Here is an 18,073-nt window from a genome sequence, read left to right as displayed (position 1 = left end):
GCGAAGCGCAGCTTCTCCTCCATGGCGATCGGCACGATCAGCTCGACCTCCATCGACACGTTGTCGCCCGGCATCACCATCTCGGTGCCCTCGGGCAGCTTGCACATGCCGGTCACGTCCGTCGTGCGGAAGTAGAACTGCGGGCGGTAGTTGTTGAAGAACGGCGTGTGGCGGCCGCCCTCCTCCTTGGTGAGGATGTACGCCTCGGCAGTGAACTTCTTGTGCGGCTTCACCGAGCCCGGCTTGCAGACGACCTGCCCGCGCTCGACGTCCTCGCGCTTGGTGCCGCGCAGCAGCACGCCGACGTTGTCGCCGGCCTGGCCCTGGTCGAGCAGCTTGCGGAACATCTCGACGCCCGTCACGGTGGTCTTGACGGTGTCGCGGATGCCGACGATCTCGACCTCCTCGCCCACCTTCACCACGCCGCGCTCGACGCGACCCGTCACCACCGTGCCGCGGCCCGAGATCGAGAACACGTCCTCGATCGGCATCAGGAACGGCTGGTCGATCGGGCGCTCCGGCGTCGGGATGTACTCGTCCACCGAGGCCATCAGCTTGAGCACGGCCTCCTTGCCGATCTCCGGGCTCTTGTCCTCGAGCGCCATCAGCGCCGAGCCCTTCGTGATCGGGATGTCGTCGCCCGGGAAGCTGTACTTCGACAAGAGCTCGCGGATCTCGAGCTCGACCAGCTCCAGCAGCTCCTCGTCGTCGACCATGTCGACCTTGTTCATGAACACGACCAGCGCCGGCACGCCGACCTGGCGGGCGAGCAGGATGTGCTCGCGCGTCTGCGGCATCGGGCCGTCCGCCGCCGACACGACCAGGATCGCGCCGTCCATCTGCGCCGCGCCCGTGATCATGTTCTTCACGTAGTCCGCGTGGCCGGGGCAGTCCACGTGCGCGTAGTGACGGTTCGCCGTCTCGTACTCCACGTGCGCCGTCGAGATCGTGATCCCGCGCGCCTTCTCCTCGGGAGCCTTGTCGATCGCGTCGTACGCCGTGTACGTCGCGCCGCCCGTCTCCGCCAGGACCTTCGTGATCGCCGCCGTCAGCGACGTCTTGCCGTGGTCCACGTGACCGATCGTCCCGATGTTGCAGTGCGGCTTCGTACGCTCGAATTTTGCCTTGGCCATGGTGGCACCCATTCGTTCTGAGAGTTGTCTGCGGGAGTGAGATGCGGGCGTTCGCCGATCGCGGAACCGATCAGGCGAACTTGGCCTGCACCTCGGCGGCCACGTTCGAGGGCACCTGCTCGTAGTGGTCGAACAGCATCGTGTAGTTCGCCCGGCCCTGGCTCATCGAGCGCAGCGTGTTGACGTAGCCGAACATGTTGGCGAGCGGCACGAAGGCGTTGATCACCACGGCGTTGCCGCGCATGTCCTGGCCCTGGATCTGCCCGCGCCGGGAGTTGAGGTCGCCGATGACCGAGCCCGTGTACTCCTCGGGGGTCACCACCTCGACCTTCATCACCGGCTCGAGCAGCACCGAGGCGCCCTTCTGGAGCGCCTCGCGCATCGCGGCGCGGGTGGCGATCTCGAAGGCGAGCACCGACGAGTCGACCTCGTGGAAGGCGCCGTCGATCAGCTGCACCTTGAAGTCCACGATCGGGAAGCCGGCGACGACGCCCGCGCCCATCACGGAGTTGATGCCCTTCTCGACGCCGGGGATGTACTCCTTCGGCACCGAGCCGCCGACGATCTTCGACTCGAACTGGTAGCCGCCGCCCGCCTCGTTCGGCTCGACGACGAGCTTGACGCGGGCGAACTGGCCCGTGCCGCCGGTCTGCTTCTTGTGGGTGTAGTCGATCTCCGCCTTGCGGGTGATCGTCTCGCGATAGGCCACCTGCGGCGCGCCGACGTTCGCGTCGACCTTGTAGGTGCGGCGCAGGATGTCGACCTTGATGTCGAGGTGCAGCTCGCCCATCCCCTTGAGGATGGTTTGGCCGGACTCGGCGTCGGTCGAGACGCGGAAGGACGGGTCCTCGGCCGCGAGCTTGGAGAGCGCGACGCCGAGCTTCTCCTGGTCGGCCTTCGACTTCGGCTCGATCGCGATCTCGATGACGGGGTCCGGGAACTCCATCTTCTCGAGGATGATCGGCTTCTGCGGATCGCACAGCGTGTCGCCGGTGCGCGTCTCCTTCAGGCCCGCCATCGCCACGATGTCGCCGGCGCCGGCCTCCTTGATGTCCTCGCGGTTGTTGGCGTGCATCAGCAGCATGCGGCCGATGCGCTCCTTCTTGCCGGAGGTGGAGTTGAGCACCGTCGAGCCGGCCAGGATCGTGCCGGAATAGATGCGGCAGAACGTGATCGTGCCGACGAAGGGGTCGTCCATGATCTTGAAGGCGAGCAGGGAGAACGGCGCCGAATCGTCCGCCGGGCGGGTCATCGGCTCCTCGGTCTCCGGCTCCAGGCCGTTGACGCCGCCACGATCGATCGGCGACGGCAGGTAGTCCACCACCGCGTCGAGGAGAGGCTGCACGCCCTTGTTCTTGAAGGCCGAGCCGCACAGGACCGGATGGAAGGCGCGGTCCTGCACCGCCTTGCGGATCAGGCGCACGAGCTCCTCCACGGAGGGCTCCTGCCCCTCGAGGTAGGCCGCCATCGCATCGTCGTCGAGCTCGACGCAGGCCTCGACCAGCTTGGTGCGGTACTCGGCCGCCTGCTCCTGCAGGTCCGCCGGGATCTCCTCCTCGACGAACTTGGCGCCCAGCGACTCCTCGAGCCAGACGATCGCCTTCATGCGGACGAGGTCGATCACGCCCTTGAAGTTCGACTCCGAGCCGATCGGCAGCTGCAGGCAGACCGGCTTGCCGGCCACGCGCTTGATGATGTCGGCGACGCACTTGAAGAAGTCGGCGCCGATCTTGTCCATCTTGTTGACGAACACGATGCGCGGCACGTCGTACTTGTCGGCCTGGCGCCACACCGTCTCGGTCTGCGGCTCCACGCCCTGGTTGCCGTCGAGCACGCAGACGGCGCCGTCGAGCACGCGCAGCGACCGCTCGACCTCGATGGTGAAGTCGACGTGCCCGGGCGTGTCGATGATGTTCAGGCGATGGTCGCGCCAGAAGCACGTCGTCGCGGCCGACGTGATCGTGATGCCGCGCTCCTGCTCCTGGGTCATCCAGTCCATCGTCGCGGCACCGTCGTGCACCTCGCCGATCTTGTGCGACCGGCCAGTGTAGAACAGGATCCGCTCCGTCGTCGTGGTCTTGCCCGCGTCGATGTGGGCCATGATCCCGAAGTTGCGGTAGTCCTTGATTTCGTGCTCGCGAGGCATCGCGTCTCTCCGTCTCGGTCTCGTGTCCGCGCCGCGATTACCAGCGGTAATGCGAGAAGGCGCGGTTGGCCTCGGCCATCCGGTGCGTGTCTTCGCGCTTCTTCACGGCGCTGCCGCGATTCTGCGCCGCGTCCGCGAGCTCCGCCGCGAGACGCTCCACCATCGTGCGATCGTTGCGCGCCCGAGCGGCAGTGATCAGCCAGCGGATCGCCAGCGCCTGGCGGCGCTCCGGGCGGACCTCGACGGGCACCTGGTAGGTGGCGCCGCCGACGCGGCGGGAGCGGACCTCGATCGCCGGGGCGACGTTCTCGAGGGCGGCCTTGAACGCCTCGAGCGGGTCGGTCTTCATCCGGCTCTCGACGAGATCGAAGGCACCGTAGACGATGCTCTCGGCGGCGGACTTCTTGCCGTCGTACATGATCGAGTTCATGAACTTCGACAGCACGACGTCGCCGTACTTCGGATCCGGGTTGATTTCACGCTTTTCGGCGCGGTGACGGCGGGACATGCGATGGCTCCGTCCTGAAACTTCCTGGCGACCGGGTTGGGCCGGACGCGATTACTTCGGACGCTTGGCGCCGTACTTCGAACGGCGCTGCTTGCGGTTCTTGACGCCCTGGGTATCGAGGACGCCGCGCAGGATGTGGTAGCGCACGCCCGGCAGGTCCTTCACGCGGCCGCCGCGGATCATCACCACGGAGTGCTCCTGGAGGTTATGGCCCTCGCCGGGGATGTAGCCGATGACCTCGAAGCCGTTCGTCAGGCGCACCTTCGCGACCTTGCGCAGCGCGGAGTTCGGCTTCTTCGGCGTCGTCGTGTAGACGCGGGTGCACACGCCGCGCTTCTGCGGGCACGCCTCCAGCGCCGGGACCTTGTTGCGCGCCTTCTGGGCCGTCCGCGGCTTGCGGATCAGCTGGGAGATGGTCGGCATCCTCTGCCCTCTCGTATCGGCCGCGTCGCGGCCGCTCGTTCCTCGAACCCGGATCCGACGACCCCGGGACCTTCGCCCCGCGGCCTGCAGCCGGACCCTCCACGCATTCACCGCCCGCGCAGCGTGCCGCACCGTTCGGGTCGCCGACGGGATACGACCCGCTTGCCGGCGACCGTCGACGCAAAGCGAAACCGCGCCGTCGGGTCCGGGTGAGACCTGAGGCGCGACGCCACGCAGAGGACCGAGAGTCGCGAGACCCGCGGTCGTGCCCCAAAAGATGACGTCTGTGAGACGGTCATTGAGTTTCGGCGGCGTCTAGGACGCTTGGATCGACGCTCGGCGCATCGATACCGCGAACCTACGGCCCGCCGGAAGTCCGCGCTACATAAGGGGGCTCGAACCCCGAGTCAACCGCAAAACCGAGGCTTCGCCCCCGCTCCGCGCGGCCGCGACGCGACATCGGCGCGCGCGAGGCCGCTCGGATGCCACGGGACGGGTCAACGAAGGATTCACGGGACGCGTCTAGGCTCGACGATCGGACGGGCGAGAGGAGACGACGCGAGCCATGAGCATCGACCCCACGGCGGGCCTGTCGGCCGCCTGGTCCTCCAGCCGGACCGACTCGGCCATGCAGGCGCTCAAGCGCGCCGGTGAGACCGCGAGCGCGAATCGCCTCGTCGAGGCGAGCCTCGCCAGCATGGAGCAGGCGAACGCGCAGCCGGCCGCGTCCCCGCCCCCCGAGCCCGCGCCCCCTCCGCCCGGGCAGGGACAATACGTGGATACGCAGGCCTGAGCCGCCGCGCGGCCTCGGCCGGGCGAGGCGTCGCACGCCGCGCACCCCGCGCGGCGGCGCCCGTCGGCGTGCCACGCACCTGTGCACCGCGCCTGCGGCGCGAACGAGCCTTCACAAGGCTGTCACGATGGGAGTAGATTTTCCGGTGCGGGAGCGTGGAGCGATCCCCTCCCCGCCGGAGGAGGTGACGTGAGCGTACACGTTCAGCCGACTGTCCGGCCGGACGCGTGTCCGGCCCTCGTGCTCAACGCCGACTACCGGCCCTTGAGCTATTATCCGCTGTCGGTGTGGTGCTGGCAGGACACGATCAAGGCGGTGTTCCTCGACCGGGTGAACATCGTCTCGCATTACGACAAGACGGTGCGAAGTCCCACCTTCGAGATGCGGCTGCCGTCCGTCGTCTCGCTCAAGACCTACGTCAAGCCCACCCGCATCCCGGCCTTCACCCGCTTCAACGTCTTCCTCCGCGACCGATTCACCTGCCAATATTGCGGCGCCCGCGAGGACCTCACGTTCGACCACGTGATCCCCCGCTCCAAGGGCGGCCAGACCACCTGGGAGAACGTCGTCGCCGCTTGCTCGCCCTGCAACCTGCGCAAGAGCGACCGCCTCCCCCGCGAGGCCGACATGATTCCCCGCCAGGAGCCCTATGCGCCCTCGCTGAGCGACCTCCACCAGAACGGCCGCCACTTCCCGCCGAACTACCTCCACCAGAGCTGGATGGACTACCTCTACTGGGACACCGAGCTGGAGCCGTGAGCGCTCGGTGCCGTCGCGCCCGCACGAGCCGAGCCCACGCAACCGGACGGCCGGTGCGCCGTTCCCCGATGCCATGACCGACGAGAGACCGACGATCCGCGCCGCCGTCTTCGACATGGACGGTGTCGTCACCGACACCGCGCGGGCGCATTTCGACGCCTGGAAGGAGACGTTCGACGCCGTGCTGGCGCGGCACGCCTCCGGCGCGGCGGCGCGCCCCTTCGCCATGCCCGACTACCGCGCCCGGGTCGACGGCGTGCCGCGCCTCGACGGCGTGCGGGGCTTTCTCGCCGCGCGCGGCATCGCGCTGCCCGAGGGCGATCCGGGGGACGCCGCACCGGGGGAGGCGAGCCTCGACAGCGTGGCGGGCATCGCCGCCGCGAAGAACGCGCGCTTCCGTGCCTGGCTCGCGAGAACGCCGGTCCCCGCCTACGCGGACACGCTCGCCCTGATCCGGGCGTTGAAGGCCCGCGGGATCGCGGTCGGCATCTTCTCGGCGAGCCGCAACGCGCCGGCCGTGCTCGAGAGCGCGGGCGTGCGCGACCTCTTCGACGTCGCGGTCGACGGCACCGCCGCCCGCGAAGCCGGCCTCGCGGGAAAGCCCGCGCCCGACGTCCTGGTGGAGACCGCCCGCCGCCTCGGCGCCGGCCCGGATCGCACGATGGTGGTGGAGGATGCGGTGTCCGGCGTCTCCGCCGGCCGCGCGGGCGGGTTCGCGCTCGTGGTCGGCGTCGATCGCGAGGACGAGGCGGCGGGCCACGGCGCGGCACTCCGCGCAGCCGGGGCGGACATCGTCACCCGCGACCTGTCCACGCTCCTCGCCGACGCCCTCCTTGCCGACGACCTCCTCGCCGACGCGTCCGTGCCGCGGGAGCCGCCGCCGCGCGGGTGAGATCGGGCGCGTGGGATCGGGCGGGGGAGATCCGGACGGAGACGCCCGCGTTCCGAGATCCCCGCTTGCGTCGATCGCAAACCTGACATAAAGATATCTTTATATCTACCTTTCCGCCGCGAAGGGTGTTATGGTGCGAGCACCGACCATGGTCCGTCCGCCGGGGAGACGCCGATGCCGAGCGCCGAGATCGAGACGATGCTGACGCTGCCCGCCGCTCTCGCCGCGCTGCGCGCCGCGGGCGAGGAGACGCGGCTGCGCATCCTCTCGCTGCTGGCGCAGGGCGAGCTCTCGGTCACGGACCTCACCGACATCCTCGGCCAGTCGCAGCCGCGGATCTCGCGCCATCTCAAGCTCCTCGTCGAGGCGGGGCTGGTCGAGCGCCACCGCGAGGGCGCCTGGGCCTTCTTCCGGCTCGCGGACCGGGATGCTGCGGCGGCGCTGCTGCGCCCGATGCTCGACGCGCTCGACGCCGACGACGCCACCGCCGCCGGCGATCGCGAGCGGCTGGCCGCGGTCCGCGCCGCCCGCGCCGAGGCGGCGCAGGCCTACTTCGCCCGCCTCGCGCCGGACTGGGACCGCCTGCGCTCGCTGCACGCGCCCGCCGACGAGGTCGAGGCCGCGATCGTCGCGGCGCTGGGCGACGCGCCGATCCGTGCGCTCGTCGATCTCGGCACCGGCACCGGGCGCATGCTGGGCCTGCTGGCCCCGCGCGCCGGCCGCGCGGTGGGGCTCGACGCGAGCCACGCCATGCTGTCGGTCGCGCGCGCCAATCTCGAGAAGGCGGGCGTGCGCGGGGTCGAGCTGCGCCAGGGCGACATCCACGCCCCGCCGGTGGAGGCGAACGCCTTCGACCTCGTGATCATCCACCAGGTCCTGCACTATCTCGACGACCCGGCCCGCGCGCTGCGCGAGGCCGCGCGCCTCGTCGCCCCCGGTGGGCGGCTCCTCGTCGTCGACTTCGCACCGCACGATCTCGAGTTCCTGCGCGCGGACCACGCCCACCGCCGCCTCGGCTTCTCGCGCGAGCAGGTCGCGCATTGGCTCGCCGAGGCCGGGCTGGACTGCCCCCTCCACCGCGACCTCGCGCCGCCCGGCGCGGGCGGGGACGCGCTCACCGTGTCGCTCTGGCTCGGCCGCGATCGCCGGCGGATCAACGACATGCCGTTCCGCACGCACGACAGAGAGGTCGCCTGATGTCGCCCGCGAACGCCCGCCCCGACTCGGCCCGCCAGGAGGCGGCTCGCCCCGAGACGCTCCGTTCCGAGACGCTCCGTGCCGAGGGCCGCCCCATCGACGTCTCGTTCGAGTTCTTCCCGCCCAAGACCGAGGAGATGGAGCGCACGCTCTGGGCCTCGATCGAGCGGCTCGCGCCGCTCGCGCCGCGCTTCGTCTCGGTGACCTACGGCGCCGGCGGCTCGACCCGCGAGCGCACGCACAACACCGTCGCGCGGATCGTGCGTGAGACCGACCTGAAGCCCGCCGCCCACCTCACCTGCGTCGCCGCGACGCGCGAGGAGGTGGACGAGGTCGTGCGCGGCTACTGGGACGCGGGCGTGCGCCACATCGTGGCCCTGCGCGGCGACCCCGTCGGCGGGCTGGGCACGGCCTACGAGGCGCATCCGGGCGGCTACGCCCAGGCCTGCGACCTCGTCGAGGGCATCCGGCGGATCGCCGACTTCGAGGTCTCGGTCTCGGCCTATCCCGAGAAGCACCCGGAGGCGGCGAGCTTCGACGCGGACATCGACGCGCTGAAGAAGAAGGTCGACGCCGGCGCCACGCGGGCGATCACGCAGTTCTTCTTCGACAACGCGATCTACTACCGCTACCTCGACCGGGTGCGCGCCGCCGGCATCGACATCCCGATCGTGCCGGGAATCGTGCCGGTGCAGAACTTCAAGCAGACGGCGAGCTTCGCCAGGCGCACCGGCGCCTCGGTGCCGGAGTGGCTGGCGCAGCGCTTCGAGGGGCTCGACGACGACCTCGAGACCCGCAAGCTCGTCGCCGCCGCCGTCGCCTGCGAGCAGGTCTCCGACCTGCGGGCGCAGGGGGTGAGCGAGTTCCACATCTACACGATGAACCGCGCCGAGCTCGCCTACGCCATCTGCCACATGCTGGGCCTGCGCCCGGCCGAAGCCACGGCCGCCGCGGCCTGACAGCGCCGAGACGCCCGGCCCCGTAAGCCGATCCTCCGCGACCGACCCGAGAGAGCCATCCCATGTCCGACACCCGCCCCGCCGACGGCGCAGAGGTCCTGGCCGCCCTGAAGGAAGCCGCCCGCGCGCGCATCCTCGTGCTCGACGGCGCGATGGGGACCGAGATCCAAAACCGCAAGTTCTCGGAGGCGGACTTCCGCGGGGACCGGTTCCAGGATCACCCCAACGATCAGAAGGGCAACAACGACCTTCTGATCCTCACCCAGCCCGACGCCATGCGCGACATCCACCTGGACTATTTCCGGGCGGGGTCGGACGTCGTCGAGACGAACACCTTCTCGGGCACGCGCATCGCCCAGGCCGACTACGGCATGGAGGACATCGTCTACGAGCTGAACAAGGAGGGCGCGCGCCTCGCCCGGGAGGCGGCTGCGATCGCGGCCGCCGAGGACGGGCGCCGGCGATTCGTCGCGGGCGCGGTCGGGCCGACGAACCGCACGCTGTCGATCTCGCCGGACGTCAACAACCCCGGCTATCGCGCGGTGACGTTCGACGAGGTGCGCGACGCCTATGCCGAGCAGATCCGGGGCCTCTGCGACGGCGGTGCGGAGCTGATCCTGGTCGAGACGATCTTCGACACGCTGAACGCCAAGGCCGCCATCGCCGCGGCGCGCGCGGTCTTCGCCGAGCGCGGGGCCGAGCTGCCGCTGATGATCTCGGGCACGATCACCGACCTCTCCGGGCGCACGCTGTCGGGCCAGACGCCGGAGGCTTTCTGGCACTCCGTGCGCCATGCCGCGCCCTTCACCATCGGGCTCAACTGCGCGCTGGGTGCGAAGGAGATGCGCGCCCACATCGCCGAGCTCTCGCGCATCGCCGACACCTTCGTCTGCGCCTACCCGAATGCGGGCCTGCCCAACGAGTTCGGCCTCTACGACGAGAGCCCCGAGGCCACTGCGACGATGATCGCGGAGTTCGCCGAGGCGGGCCTCGTCAACATGGTCGGCGGCTGCTGCGGCACCACGCCGGCGCACATCCGCGCCATCGCCGAGGCCGTCGAGGGCAAGGCGCCGCGCACGGTCGTCGAGAGGCCGCGGATGATGCGGCTGTCGGGCCTCGAGCCGTTCACGCTCACCCCCGACATCCCCTTCGTCAACGTCGGCGAGCGCACGAACGTCACCGGCTCGGCCAAGTTCCGCAAGCTGATCACGGCGGGCGACTACGCCGCCGCGCTGGACGTCGCCCGCGACCAGGTCGCGGCGGGCGCGCAGGTGATCGACGTCAACATGGACGAGGGCCTGCTCGACTCGAAGAAGGCCATGGTCGACTTCCTCAACCTCGTCGCCGCCGAGCCGGACATCGCCCGCGTGCCGGTGATGATCGACTCGTCGAAGTTCGAGGTGATCGAGGCCGGCCTGAAGTGCGTCCAGGGCAAGGCCATCGTCAACTCGATCTCCATGAAGGAGGGCGAGGACGCCTTCCGCGAGCAGGCTCGCATCTGCCGCGACTACGGCGCCGCCGTCGTCGTGATGGCCTTCGACGAAGAGGGCCAGGCCGACACCGCCGCGCGCAAGATCGAGATCACGAAGCGCGCCTACGACATCCTGGTCGACGAGGTGGGCTTCCCGCCCGAGGACATCGTCTTCGATCCCAACGTCTTCGCGGTCGCGACCGGTATCGAGGAGCACGACAATTACGGCGTCGACTTCATCGACGCCGTGCGCGCCATCCGCACCAACCTGCCCCACGCCCACGTCTCCGGCGGCGTGTCCAACCTGTCCTTCTCGTTCCGCGGCAACGAGCCGGTGCGCGAGGCGATGCACACCGTGTTCCTGTACCACGCCATCCAGGCGGGCATGGACATGGGCATCGTCAATGCAGGCCAGCTCGGCGTCTACGACGAGCTCGACCCGGAGCTGCGCGACCTGTGCGAGGACGTCGTCCTCAACCGCCGCACGGACGCCACCGAGCGCCTGCTCGAGGCCGCCCCGCGCTTCAAGGGCGACGGCGCCGGCGCGGCGCGGGTGCAGAACCTCGAGTGGCGCGGCTGGCCCGTCGAGAAGCGGCTGGAGCACGCCCTCGTCAACGGCATCACCGACTTCATCGTCGAGGACGTCGAGGAGGCCCGCAAGACGGCCGCGCGCCCGCTCCACGTCATCGAGGGCCCGCTGATGGCCGGCATGAACGTCGTCGGCGACCTGTTCGGCGCGGGCAAGATGTTCCTGCCCCAGGTGGTCAAGTCCGCGCGCGTGATGAAGCAGGCGGTCGCCCATCTCACGCCCTACATGGACAAGGAAAAGGAGGAGATGGGCCTCGTCGACAAGCCGGCGGCGGGCAAGATCCTCATGGCCACCGTCAAGGGCGACGTGCACGACATCGGCAAGAACATCGTCGGCGTGGTGCTGGCCTGCAACAATTACGAGGTGATCGACCTCGGCGTGATGGTACCGGCGGCCAGGATCCTCGACGAGGCGAAGAAGCACGGCGTCGACATCATCGGCCTGTCGGGCCTGATCACGCCGTCCCTCGACGAGATGGTCAACGTCGCCTCCGAGATGGAGCGCGAGGGCTTCGACATCCCGCTCCTCATCGGCGGGGCGACGACGAGCCGCGTGCACACGGCGGTGAAGATCCACCCGTCCTACGCGAAGGGCCAGACGGTCTACGTCACCGACGCCTCGCGCGCGGTGGGCGTCGTGTCGAGCCTGCTCTCCGACGAGCAGAAGGGCCCCTATGTCGAGACCCTGCGCAAGGAATACGCCCGCGTGGCCGACGCCCACGCCCGCGCCGAGCAGGACAAGCAGCGCCTGCCGATCGCCAAGGCCCGGGAGAATGCGACGAAGATCGACTGGACGGGCTATCGGCCGACGAAGCCGAGCTTCACCGGCCCGCGGGTGTTCCGCACCTACGACCTCGCCGATCTCGTCTCCTGCATCGACTGGACGCCCTTCTTCCAGACCTGGGAGCTCAAGGGACGCTACCCGGCGATCCTGGAGGACGAGAAGCAGGGCCCGGCCGCGCGCCAGCTCTTCGAGGACGCGCAGGTCATGCTGCGCGACGTCGTCGAGAATCGCTGGTTCACGCCCAAGGCCGTGATTGGCTTCTGGCCGGCGAACAGCGTCGGCGACGACATCCGCCTCTACACCGGCGAGAGCCGCCAGGAGACGCTCGCCACCTTCCACGGCCTGCGCCAGCAGCTGGTGAAGCGCGACGGGCGGCCCAACCAGTGCATCTCCGACTTCGTGGCCCCGGCCGACACCGGGATCGCGGACTACGTCGGTGCCTTCGTCGTGACGGCGGGGCTCGAGGAGGTGCGCATCGCCGAGCGCTTCGAGCGGGCGAACGACGATTATCGCTCGATTCTGGTCAAGGCTCTGGCAGACCGCATCGCCGAGGCGCTGGCCGAGCGCATGCACCAGCGCGTGCGCACCGAGTTCTGGGGCTACGCGCCCGACGAGGCCCTCTCCAGCGAGGCGCTGATCCAGGAGAGCTACCAGGGCATCCGCCCGGCCCCGGGCTACCCGGCCCAGCCCGACCATACCGAGAAGGAGACGCTGTTTTCGCTCACCGGCGCCTCGAAGGCGATCGGCGTGACGCTGACCGAGAGCTACGCCATGTGGCCGGGGTCCTCGGTGTCCGGCCTCTACCTGGCGCACCCGCAGGCGCACTATTTCGGCGTCGCCAAGATCGAGCGCGACCAGGTCGAGGACTACGCCGCGCGCAAGGGCATGGACGTGCGCACGGTCGAGCGCTGGCTGGCGCCGGTGCTGAACTACGATCCCGCGCGGTATCTCGCGGCGGCGGCGGAATAGGCGTCCTCCCCGGAGGGGAGGAGTCCGCGCGGAACGCGCGGGTGGTGGGGCCCGTTCGCCGCCCCGGCGAGACGCAATCGCCGCCCTCCCCACCCTCCGGCCTGCGGCCGTCGTCCTCCCCTGCGGGGAGGAGGCGGTCGGCGTCCTACCCCACCTTCCCGTAGCCGGCGAACTTCGCCGCCACCCGGTCCATCTCGTCCTCGTCGAGCACCACCGGGTCGAGCCCGGCCGCCAGCAGCGCGAGGTATTGCCCGGCGAGGTTCTCCACCTCGCCGGCGATCGCGAGCGCGCCGTCGAGGCTCGCGCCGAGCGCGACGACGCCGTGGTTGGCGAGCAGCACCGCCTTGCGGCCCTCGAGCGCACGCACCGCGTTGCCGGCGAGGTCGGCGGAGCCGAAGGTGGCGTAGTCGGCGACGCGGATGTCGCGCCCGCCGCAATAGGCGACCATGTAGTGGAAGGCGGGGATCGGCCGGCGCGCGCAGGCGAGCGCGGTGGCCTTCGGGCTGTGGGTGTGGACGATCGCGCGGATCTCGGGCCGCGCCCTGTAGATCGCCGTGTGGAACGGCCATTCGGACGAGGGGCGCAGCCCGCCCTCCGCCCGCGGCGCGCCGTCGAGGTCGATCGCGACGATGTCGGCGGGCGTCGTCGCCGCGTAGGGCAGGCCCGAGGGCGTGATCAGCAGCCCCGCCTCGGTGCGCGCCGAGACGTTGCCGGACTTCGTCGGGCAGAAGCCCGCCCGGTCCATCGCCTGCGCCACGCGCACGATCTCCGCGCGCAGATCCTCGGTGCCGTGCTTGCTCATTCCGCCGCCGATCGTGCGTAGTCCGGATAGAGCCCGGCGATGCCCTCGCGGGAGGCCGGGCAGATGCCGCGCTCGGTGACGAGGCCCGTGACCAGCCGCGCCGGCGTGACGTCGAAGGCCGGGTTCGCCGCCGGGCTGCCGGGCGCGACGACCCGCACGTCGCGCACGACGCCGTCGTCGTCGATGCCGACGAGATCCGTCACCTCCCGCTCGGCGCGCTCCTCGATCGGGATCCCGGCGAGGCCGTCGTCGAGGGACCAGTCGATCGTCGTCACCGGCAGCGTCACGTAGAAGGGCACACCGTTGTCGTGCGCCGCGAGCGCCTTGAGATACGTCCCGATCTTGTTGCAGACGTCGCCCGACGCCGTCGTGCGGTCCGAGCCGACGAAGCAGACGTCGACCCGCCCGTGCTGCATCAGGTGGCCGCCGGCATTGTCGACGACGACCGTGTGCGGCACGCCGTGGGCGCCGAGCTCGTAGGCGGTGAGCGCTGCGCCCTGGTTGCGCGGCCGCGTCTCGTCGACCCAGACATGGACGGGCACGCCCGCGTCGTGCGCCTGGTAGATCGGCGAGAGCGCGGTGCCCCAATCCACCGTCGCGAGCCAGCCCGCGTTGCAGTGGGTGAGGACGTTCACCACGCGCCCCGTGCGCCCGTGGATGTCGGCGAGCAGACGGGCGCCATGGATGCCGATGGCGTGGTTCTGCTCGACGTCCTCGTCGCAGATCGACTCCGCCTCGGTCCAGGCGGCGCGCACGCGATCGCGGCCCGAGAGCGGCGCGAGCCGGCGCTCGACGCGCGCCAGCGCCCAGTGCAGGTTCACCGCGGTGGGCCGCGTCGCGCCGAGCACGCGCACCGCCTCGGCCAGGGCGTCGTCGGACGAATCACGCTGCACGGCGAGCGCGACGCCGAAGGCGGCGGTGGCGCCGATCAACGGCGCACCGCGCACCTGCATGGTGCGGATGGCGACGGCGGCCTCCTCCATCGTGGAGAGGCGAGCGAGCGCGAAGGCGAAGGGCAGCTTCGTCTGGTCGATGATGGAGACGCCCTCGCCGTCCTCGGCGGGGAAGATGGTGCGGTAGTGCCGTCCGTGAATCCGCATCGCGCGCCTCCGTGCCGCCGGCGTCGGCCCCGCCCATAGGGACGCAGGGTCGCGGGCGCGTCAAGGCCGCGAGCGCGTCAACCCTTCGTTAACCAATCGGGGCGACCCTGTCCTCATGACGATCTCGACGCGCTCCAGGAACAGGCCCGATCACCCTCGTTTCGAAGGCGAGAGCCAGACGCGTCGCACCTTCCCGGCGGACCCCCGATGAGGATCGTGGTCACCACCCTCCTCGGGGCGTCCGCCGTCCTCGCCTTCGCCGGCGTGACGTTGTTCGGCATCGGCGCGGGGGCGATCGTCCTGGTGGCACTCTGAGGACCGCCGTCCGCGAAGGGCGTTTCACCGCGCGCGGCCCCGCGGGGTTGAATCCCGGACGCCGCGGGCCGACAATAGGGACATGACCGAAGCCTCGCTTCCCGAGCCCGTCCCGAAGCAGCCCGTCCTGATCGTCCTGCATCAGGAGACCTCGATTCCCGGGCGTGTGGGCACGCTCCTGCGCGAGCGCGGGCACCCGCTCGACATCCGCCGCCCGCGCTACGGCGATCCGCTCCCCGATACGCTCGCTCGTCACGCCGGCGCCGTGATCTTCGGCGGCCCGATGAGCGCCAACGACCCCGACGACTTCGTCGCTCGCGAGATCGACTGGTGCGCGGTGCCGCTCTCCGAGGAGAAGCCCTTCCTCGGCCTGTGCCTGGGCGCGCAGATGCTCGCCCGCCATCTCGGCGCGCGGGTCTACCCCCACGCCGACGGGCGCTGCGAGATCGGCTACTACCCGCTCGAGCCCACCCGCGAGGGCGTGCGGCTCTCGAAGCGGCTCGGCGTCGACTGGCCCGGTCACGTCTACCATTGGCACCGCGAGGGGTTCGACTGCCCCTCGGGCGCGGCGACGCTCGCGACGGGGGACGACTTCCCGGTCCAGGCGATTCGCGTCGGCCCGGCGGCCTACGGCTTCCAGTTCCACCCGGAGGTCACCTACGCGATGACCTGCCGCTGGACGACGCGGGCTCACGAGCGGCTGTCGCTGCCCGGCGCGAAGCCGCGCGCGGCGCACCTCGAGGGCCGGCTGATCCACGACGGCGCGGTGCGCGCCTGGCTCGACGCCTTCCTCGACCATTGGCTGGCAGGGGGAATGGTCGCAGGCGCGGAGCGCGACGCGACAGCGGGCGGCGGACATGCCATGATCGGGCGTGCGGCAGCCGCGACCTCGCGCTGAACCCGCCGGAACGAGTGCGGGCCGCTTCCCGTTGCCTGCGAGGGCCGCGTCACGGCCCGGAGCAACGACAACGGAAGGCGCGAACATCATGCGTGGCAATCCCATCACCGGCGCGGCGCGCGGCGTGAGCATCACGGACGCGGTCGAGCGCGGGCAGCGGATCCTCGAGGAGCGGCCCGAGCCGCGCGGGCGCGAGCGCTATGCCGGGCGCACCAACCGCCCGCCGCGCCCCGCACCCCGCTCCACCGAGGGCGACGACGCCCGGGAAGACGGTGCCGGAGAGACCGAGACCAACGGCGAGGAGACCTGAGCCATGGCCGAGAAGAAAGCCAATTCCGCCCTGATGAAGCCCCTGAAGCCCTCGCCCGAGCTCGCGGCCGTGGTGGGCTCCGACCCGTTGCCGCGGCCGGAGGTGGTCAGCAAGGTGTGGGACTACATCAAGAAGAACGACCTGCAGAACCCGCAGAACAAGCGCGAGATCATCGCCGACGAGAAGCTGCAGCCGGTCTTCGGCAAGGACCGCGTGACCATGTTCGAGATGAACAAGCACCTCTCGCGGCACCTGCAGTGACACACGAGGCGCGGTGCGGCGCTCGACAGCGCCGCGCCCGCCCGGCATGGTGCGCGTCCCGCCCCGCGAGACGCGCCCCGCATGCCCGCCTTCGATACCGCCCTCGCCGTCCTCGACTGGCTCGGCCTCGTCGTTTTCGCCGTGACGGGCGCGCTCGTCGCCTCGCGCAAGGAGATGGACATCGTCGGCTTCGTGCTGCTCGGCACGGCGACGGGAATCGGCGGGGGAACGCTGCGCGACCTCGTGCTCGACGTGCCCGTGTTCTGGACCGTGGAGCCCGCCTACCTGACGACCTGCGTCGTCGTCTCCTGCCTGATCTTCTTCACCGCCCACATCCCGCAGTCGCGCTGGGTGCTGCTGCTCTGGTTCGACGCCGCCGGCCTCGCGCTGTTCGCCGTGGCCGGCGCCGAGAAGGCGCTCGCCGCGGGCACGGGGCCGGCGGTGGCGATCTTCCTCGGCGTGGCGACGGCGACCTTCGGGGGCATCCTGCGCGACGTGATCGGCGCTGAGCCCTCGATCGCGCTCAGGCGCGAGATCTACGTGACGGCGGCGCTGCTCGCGGCCGCCGCCTACGTCGCGCTCGCGGCCGCGGGCGCGCCCCGCGAGGTCGCAATCGGCACGGGCCTCGCCGCCGGCTTCGCGCTTCGCGGCGCCGCGCTGCGCTACGGCTGGTCGCTCCCGCGCTATCGCCCGCGGCCGGGGCGCACGCCCGACGAGATCGGGCGGTGAGGGACGCTCACGCCACCGCCCTCCCCCGCGCCGCCTCGAGCAGCGCGAACCAATCCTGCCGCTCCACGACAACCGCGTCCGCCGCCGCGAGGTCGGCAATGCGCTCCGGGCTCGTCGTGCCCAGCACCGGGACGGGGCGGGTCGGCAGGCGCAGGAGCCAGGCGATCGCGAGCGGGCCGGGGCCGGAGAGGCCGTACCGGGCGCACAGCTCGGCCATCGTACGCCCGAGCGGCCCGTCCGGCGGGCTCGCGAAGAGACGCCCGCCGCCGAGCGGCGACCAGATCATGGGGGCGATGCGCTCCGCCTGGAGGTAGTCCAGCAGGCCGCTCTCGAGCGGATCCGTGTGCAGCACCGAGAGCTCGATCTGGTTCGTGACCAGCGGGAACGGCAGCCGCGCGGCGAGGAGGCGCATCGTCTCGACCCCGTGGTTCGACACGCCCGCATGAGCGATCTTGCCCTCGGCCACCAGCGCGGCGAGGACGCCGGCCACCTCGTCCGCGTCCATCAGCGGGTCGGGGCGGTGGAGGAGCAGCACGTCGATGCGCTCCACGCCGAGATCGGCGAGCGAGCGCTCGACCGACGCGCGGATGTGCGCCGCGCTCGTGTCGTAGTGCTTCACCCGGTGCGCCGGGCGTGCCGGGGAGACGAGGGCGATGTCGCACTTGGTGACGATCTCGATGCGCTGCCGCAGGGCGGGGGCGAGCCGCAGCGCCTCGCCGAACAGCGCCTCGACCGCGTACCGGCCGTAGATGTCGGCGTGGTCGAACGTGGTGATGCCGTGGTCGAGGCACGTCTCGATCATGCGCAGGAGCCCCTGCGGGCGCGCGAGCGCCTCCGTGTCGCGGGCGCGCCAGGCGCCCCAGACGAGGCGCGAGAGCATCGGGCCGTCGGGGTGGAGACGCTGACGCTGGACCATGGGCGGGCTTTCCTGGAGCATTCGTCGATTCACGCATCGTCCGATGCCGCCAACACCTTCCACGCGCGGCATCGTGGAGGAGAGCGGCGGGTGCACAGCGTTTCTCCTTCCCTGTAGGGG

At 70.8% G+C, this 18,073-nt stretch carries 17 protein-coding genes; 10 read left to right on the top strand and 7 right to left on the bottom strand.

Annotated elements, in window-relative coordinates; translation table 11 throughout:
- From tuf to rpsL, 4 genes are all read right to left on the bottom strand, one after another.
- A partial coding sequence (gene tuf / locus G407_RS0120750) for an elongation factor Tu (RefSeq protein ID WP_029032357.1) occupies window positions 1-1,133 on the bottom strand: 1,133 nt, incomplete at its 3' end.
- Window positions 1,134-1,203: 70 nt separating this feature from the next.
- A complete protein-coding gene (fusA, locus tag G407_RS0120745) occupies window positions 1,204-3,279 on the bottom strand; it encodes an elongation factor G (protein WP_029032356.1) in 2,076 nt (691 codons plus the stop codon).
- 37 nt (window positions 3,280-3,316) lie between these two features.
- Window positions 3,317-3,787 (bottom strand): 30S ribosomal protein S7, encoded by a 471-nt coding sequence (gene rpsG, locus G407_RS0120740; protein ID WP_029032355.1) that lies wholly within the window; start codon window positions 3,785-3,787, stop codon window positions 3,317-3,319.
- A gap of 51 nt (window positions 3,788-3,838) precedes the next feature.
- The gene (gene rpsL, locus G407_RS0120735; protein WP_029032354.1) at window positions 3,839-4,210 is read right to left on the bottom strand and encodes a 30S ribosomal protein S12; all 372 of its coding nucleotides are present in this window, start codon (window positions 4,208-4,210) and stop codon (window positions 3,839-3,841) included.
- Between the two features lie 565 nt (window positions 4,211-4,775).
- On the opposite strand from rpsL, the gene G407_RS0120730 reads away from it, so the two are divergent.
- The 6 genes from G407_RS0120730 to metH all read left to right on the top strand — a co-directional run bounded on the left by G407_RS0120730 (window position 4,776) and on the right by metH (window position 12,622).
- On the top strand, window positions 4,776-5,003 hold the full coding sequence (locus tag G407_RS0120730) for a hypothetical protein (protein ID WP_029032353.1): 228 nt from the start codon (window positions 4,776-4,778) through the stop codon (window positions 5,001-5,003).
- A 189-nt stretch (window positions 5,004-5,192) separates the two neighbouring features.
- Window positions 5,193-5,762 carry an HNH endonuclease gene (locus G407_RS0120725; RefSeq protein ID WP_084327693.1) on the top strand — a complete coding sequence of 190 codons (570 nt, stop codon included), beginning with the start codon at window positions 5,193-5,195 and terminating at the stop codon, window positions 5,760-5,762.
- Window positions 5,763-5,835: 73 nt separating this feature from the next.
- On the top strand, window positions 5,836-6,654 hold the full coding sequence (locus G407_RS29105; protein ID WP_084327692.1) for a beta-phosphoglucomutase family hydrolase: 819 nt from the start codon (window positions 5,836-5,838) through the stop codon (window positions 6,652-6,654).
- 174 nt (window positions 6,655-6,828) lie between these two features.
- Window positions 6,829-7,851, top strand: a complete 1,023-nt coding sequence (locus G407_RS0120715) for an ArsR/SmtB family transcription factor (protein WP_052341690.1) — start codon at window positions 6,829-6,831, stop codon at window positions 7,849-7,851.
- Window positions 7,851-8,810, top strand: a complete 960-nt coding sequence (gene metF / locus G407_RS29100; protein ID WP_084327691.1) for a methylenetetrahydrofolate reductase [NAD(P)H] — start codon at window positions 7,851-7,853, stop codon at window positions 8,808-8,810. The genes G407_RS0120715 and metF overlap by 1 nt, the downstream gene beginning before the upstream one ends.
- Before the next feature lie 62 nt (window positions 8,811-8,872).
- Entirely contained in the window at window positions 8,873-12,622 is a 3,750-nt protein-coding gene (metH, locus tag G407_RS0120705; RefSeq protein ID WP_029032350.1) for a methionine synthase, read from the top strand.
- A gap of 145 nt (window positions 12,623-12,767) precedes the next feature.
- Here the strand turns inward: metH and G407_RS0120700 are convergent, their stop codons facing one another.
- Window positions 12,768-13,424 carry a class II aldolase/adducin family protein gene (locus tag G407_RS0120700; protein ID WP_029032349.1) on the bottom strand — a complete coding sequence of 219 codons (657 nt, stop codon included), beginning with the start codon at window positions 13,422-13,424 and terminating at the stop codon, window positions 12,768-12,770.
- Window positions 13,421-14,524, bottom strand: coding sequence for an S-methyl-5-thioribose-1-phosphate isomerase (gene mtnA, locus G407_RS0120695; protein ID WP_029032348.1), 1,104 nt, complete (start codon window positions 14,522-14,524; stop codon window positions 13,421-13,423). The genes G407_RS0120700 and mtnA overlap by 4 nt, the downstream gene beginning before the upstream one ends.
- 397 nt (window positions 14,525-14,921) lie before the next feature.
- Here mtnA and G407_RS29095 point away from each other — a divergent pair, with 397 nt between their 5' ends.
- From G407_RS29095 to G407_RS0120670, 4 genes are all read left to right on the top strand, one after another.
- Window positions 14,922-15,737, top strand: a complete 816-nt coding sequence (locus G407_RS29095; RefSeq protein ID WP_084327690.1) for a glutamine amidotransferase — start codon at window positions 14,922-14,924, stop codon at window positions 15,735-15,737.
- Between the two features lie 88 nt (window positions 15,738-15,825).
- Window positions 15,826-16,047 (top strand): hypothetical protein, encoded by a 222-nt coding sequence (locus G407_RS0120680; RefSeq protein ID WP_029032347.1) that lies wholly within the window; start codon window positions 15,826-15,828, stop codon window positions 16,045-16,047.
- 3 nt (window positions 16,048-16,050) lie between these two features.
- Window positions 16,051-16,308 (top strand): SWIB/MDM2 domain-containing protein, encoded by a 258-nt coding sequence (locus G407_RS0120675; RefSeq protein WP_029032346.1) that lies wholly within the window; start codon window positions 16,051-16,053, stop codon window positions 16,306-16,308.
- A gap of 81 nt (window positions 16,309-16,389) precedes the next feature.
- Window positions 16,390-17,037 carry a trimeric intracellular cation channel family protein gene (locus tag G407_RS0120670; RefSeq protein WP_029032345.1) on the top strand — a complete coding sequence of 216 codons (648 nt, stop codon included), beginning with the start codon at window positions 16,390-16,392 and terminating at the stop codon, window positions 17,035-17,037.
- Between the two features lie 7 nt (window positions 17,038-17,044).
- Here G407_RS0120670 and G407_RS0120665 read toward each other — a convergent pair whose 3' ends face one another.
- Window positions 17,045-17,953 (bottom strand): aldo/keto reductase, encoded by a 909-nt coding sequence (locus G407_RS0120665; protein ID WP_029032344.1) that lies wholly within the window; start codon window positions 17,951-17,953, stop codon window positions 17,045-17,047.
- Window positions 17,954-18,073: the final 120 nt, after the last annotated feature.

Origin of the sequence: Salinarimonas rosea DSM 21201 (genome assembly GCF_000429045.1) — a bacterium.
Taxonomy (GTDB): domain Bacteria; phylum Pseudomonadota; class Alphaproteobacteria; order Rhizobiales; family Beijerinckiaceae; genus Salinarimonas; species Salinarimonas rosea.
This window is presented reverse-complemented; position numbering and strand designations above follow the sequence as displayed.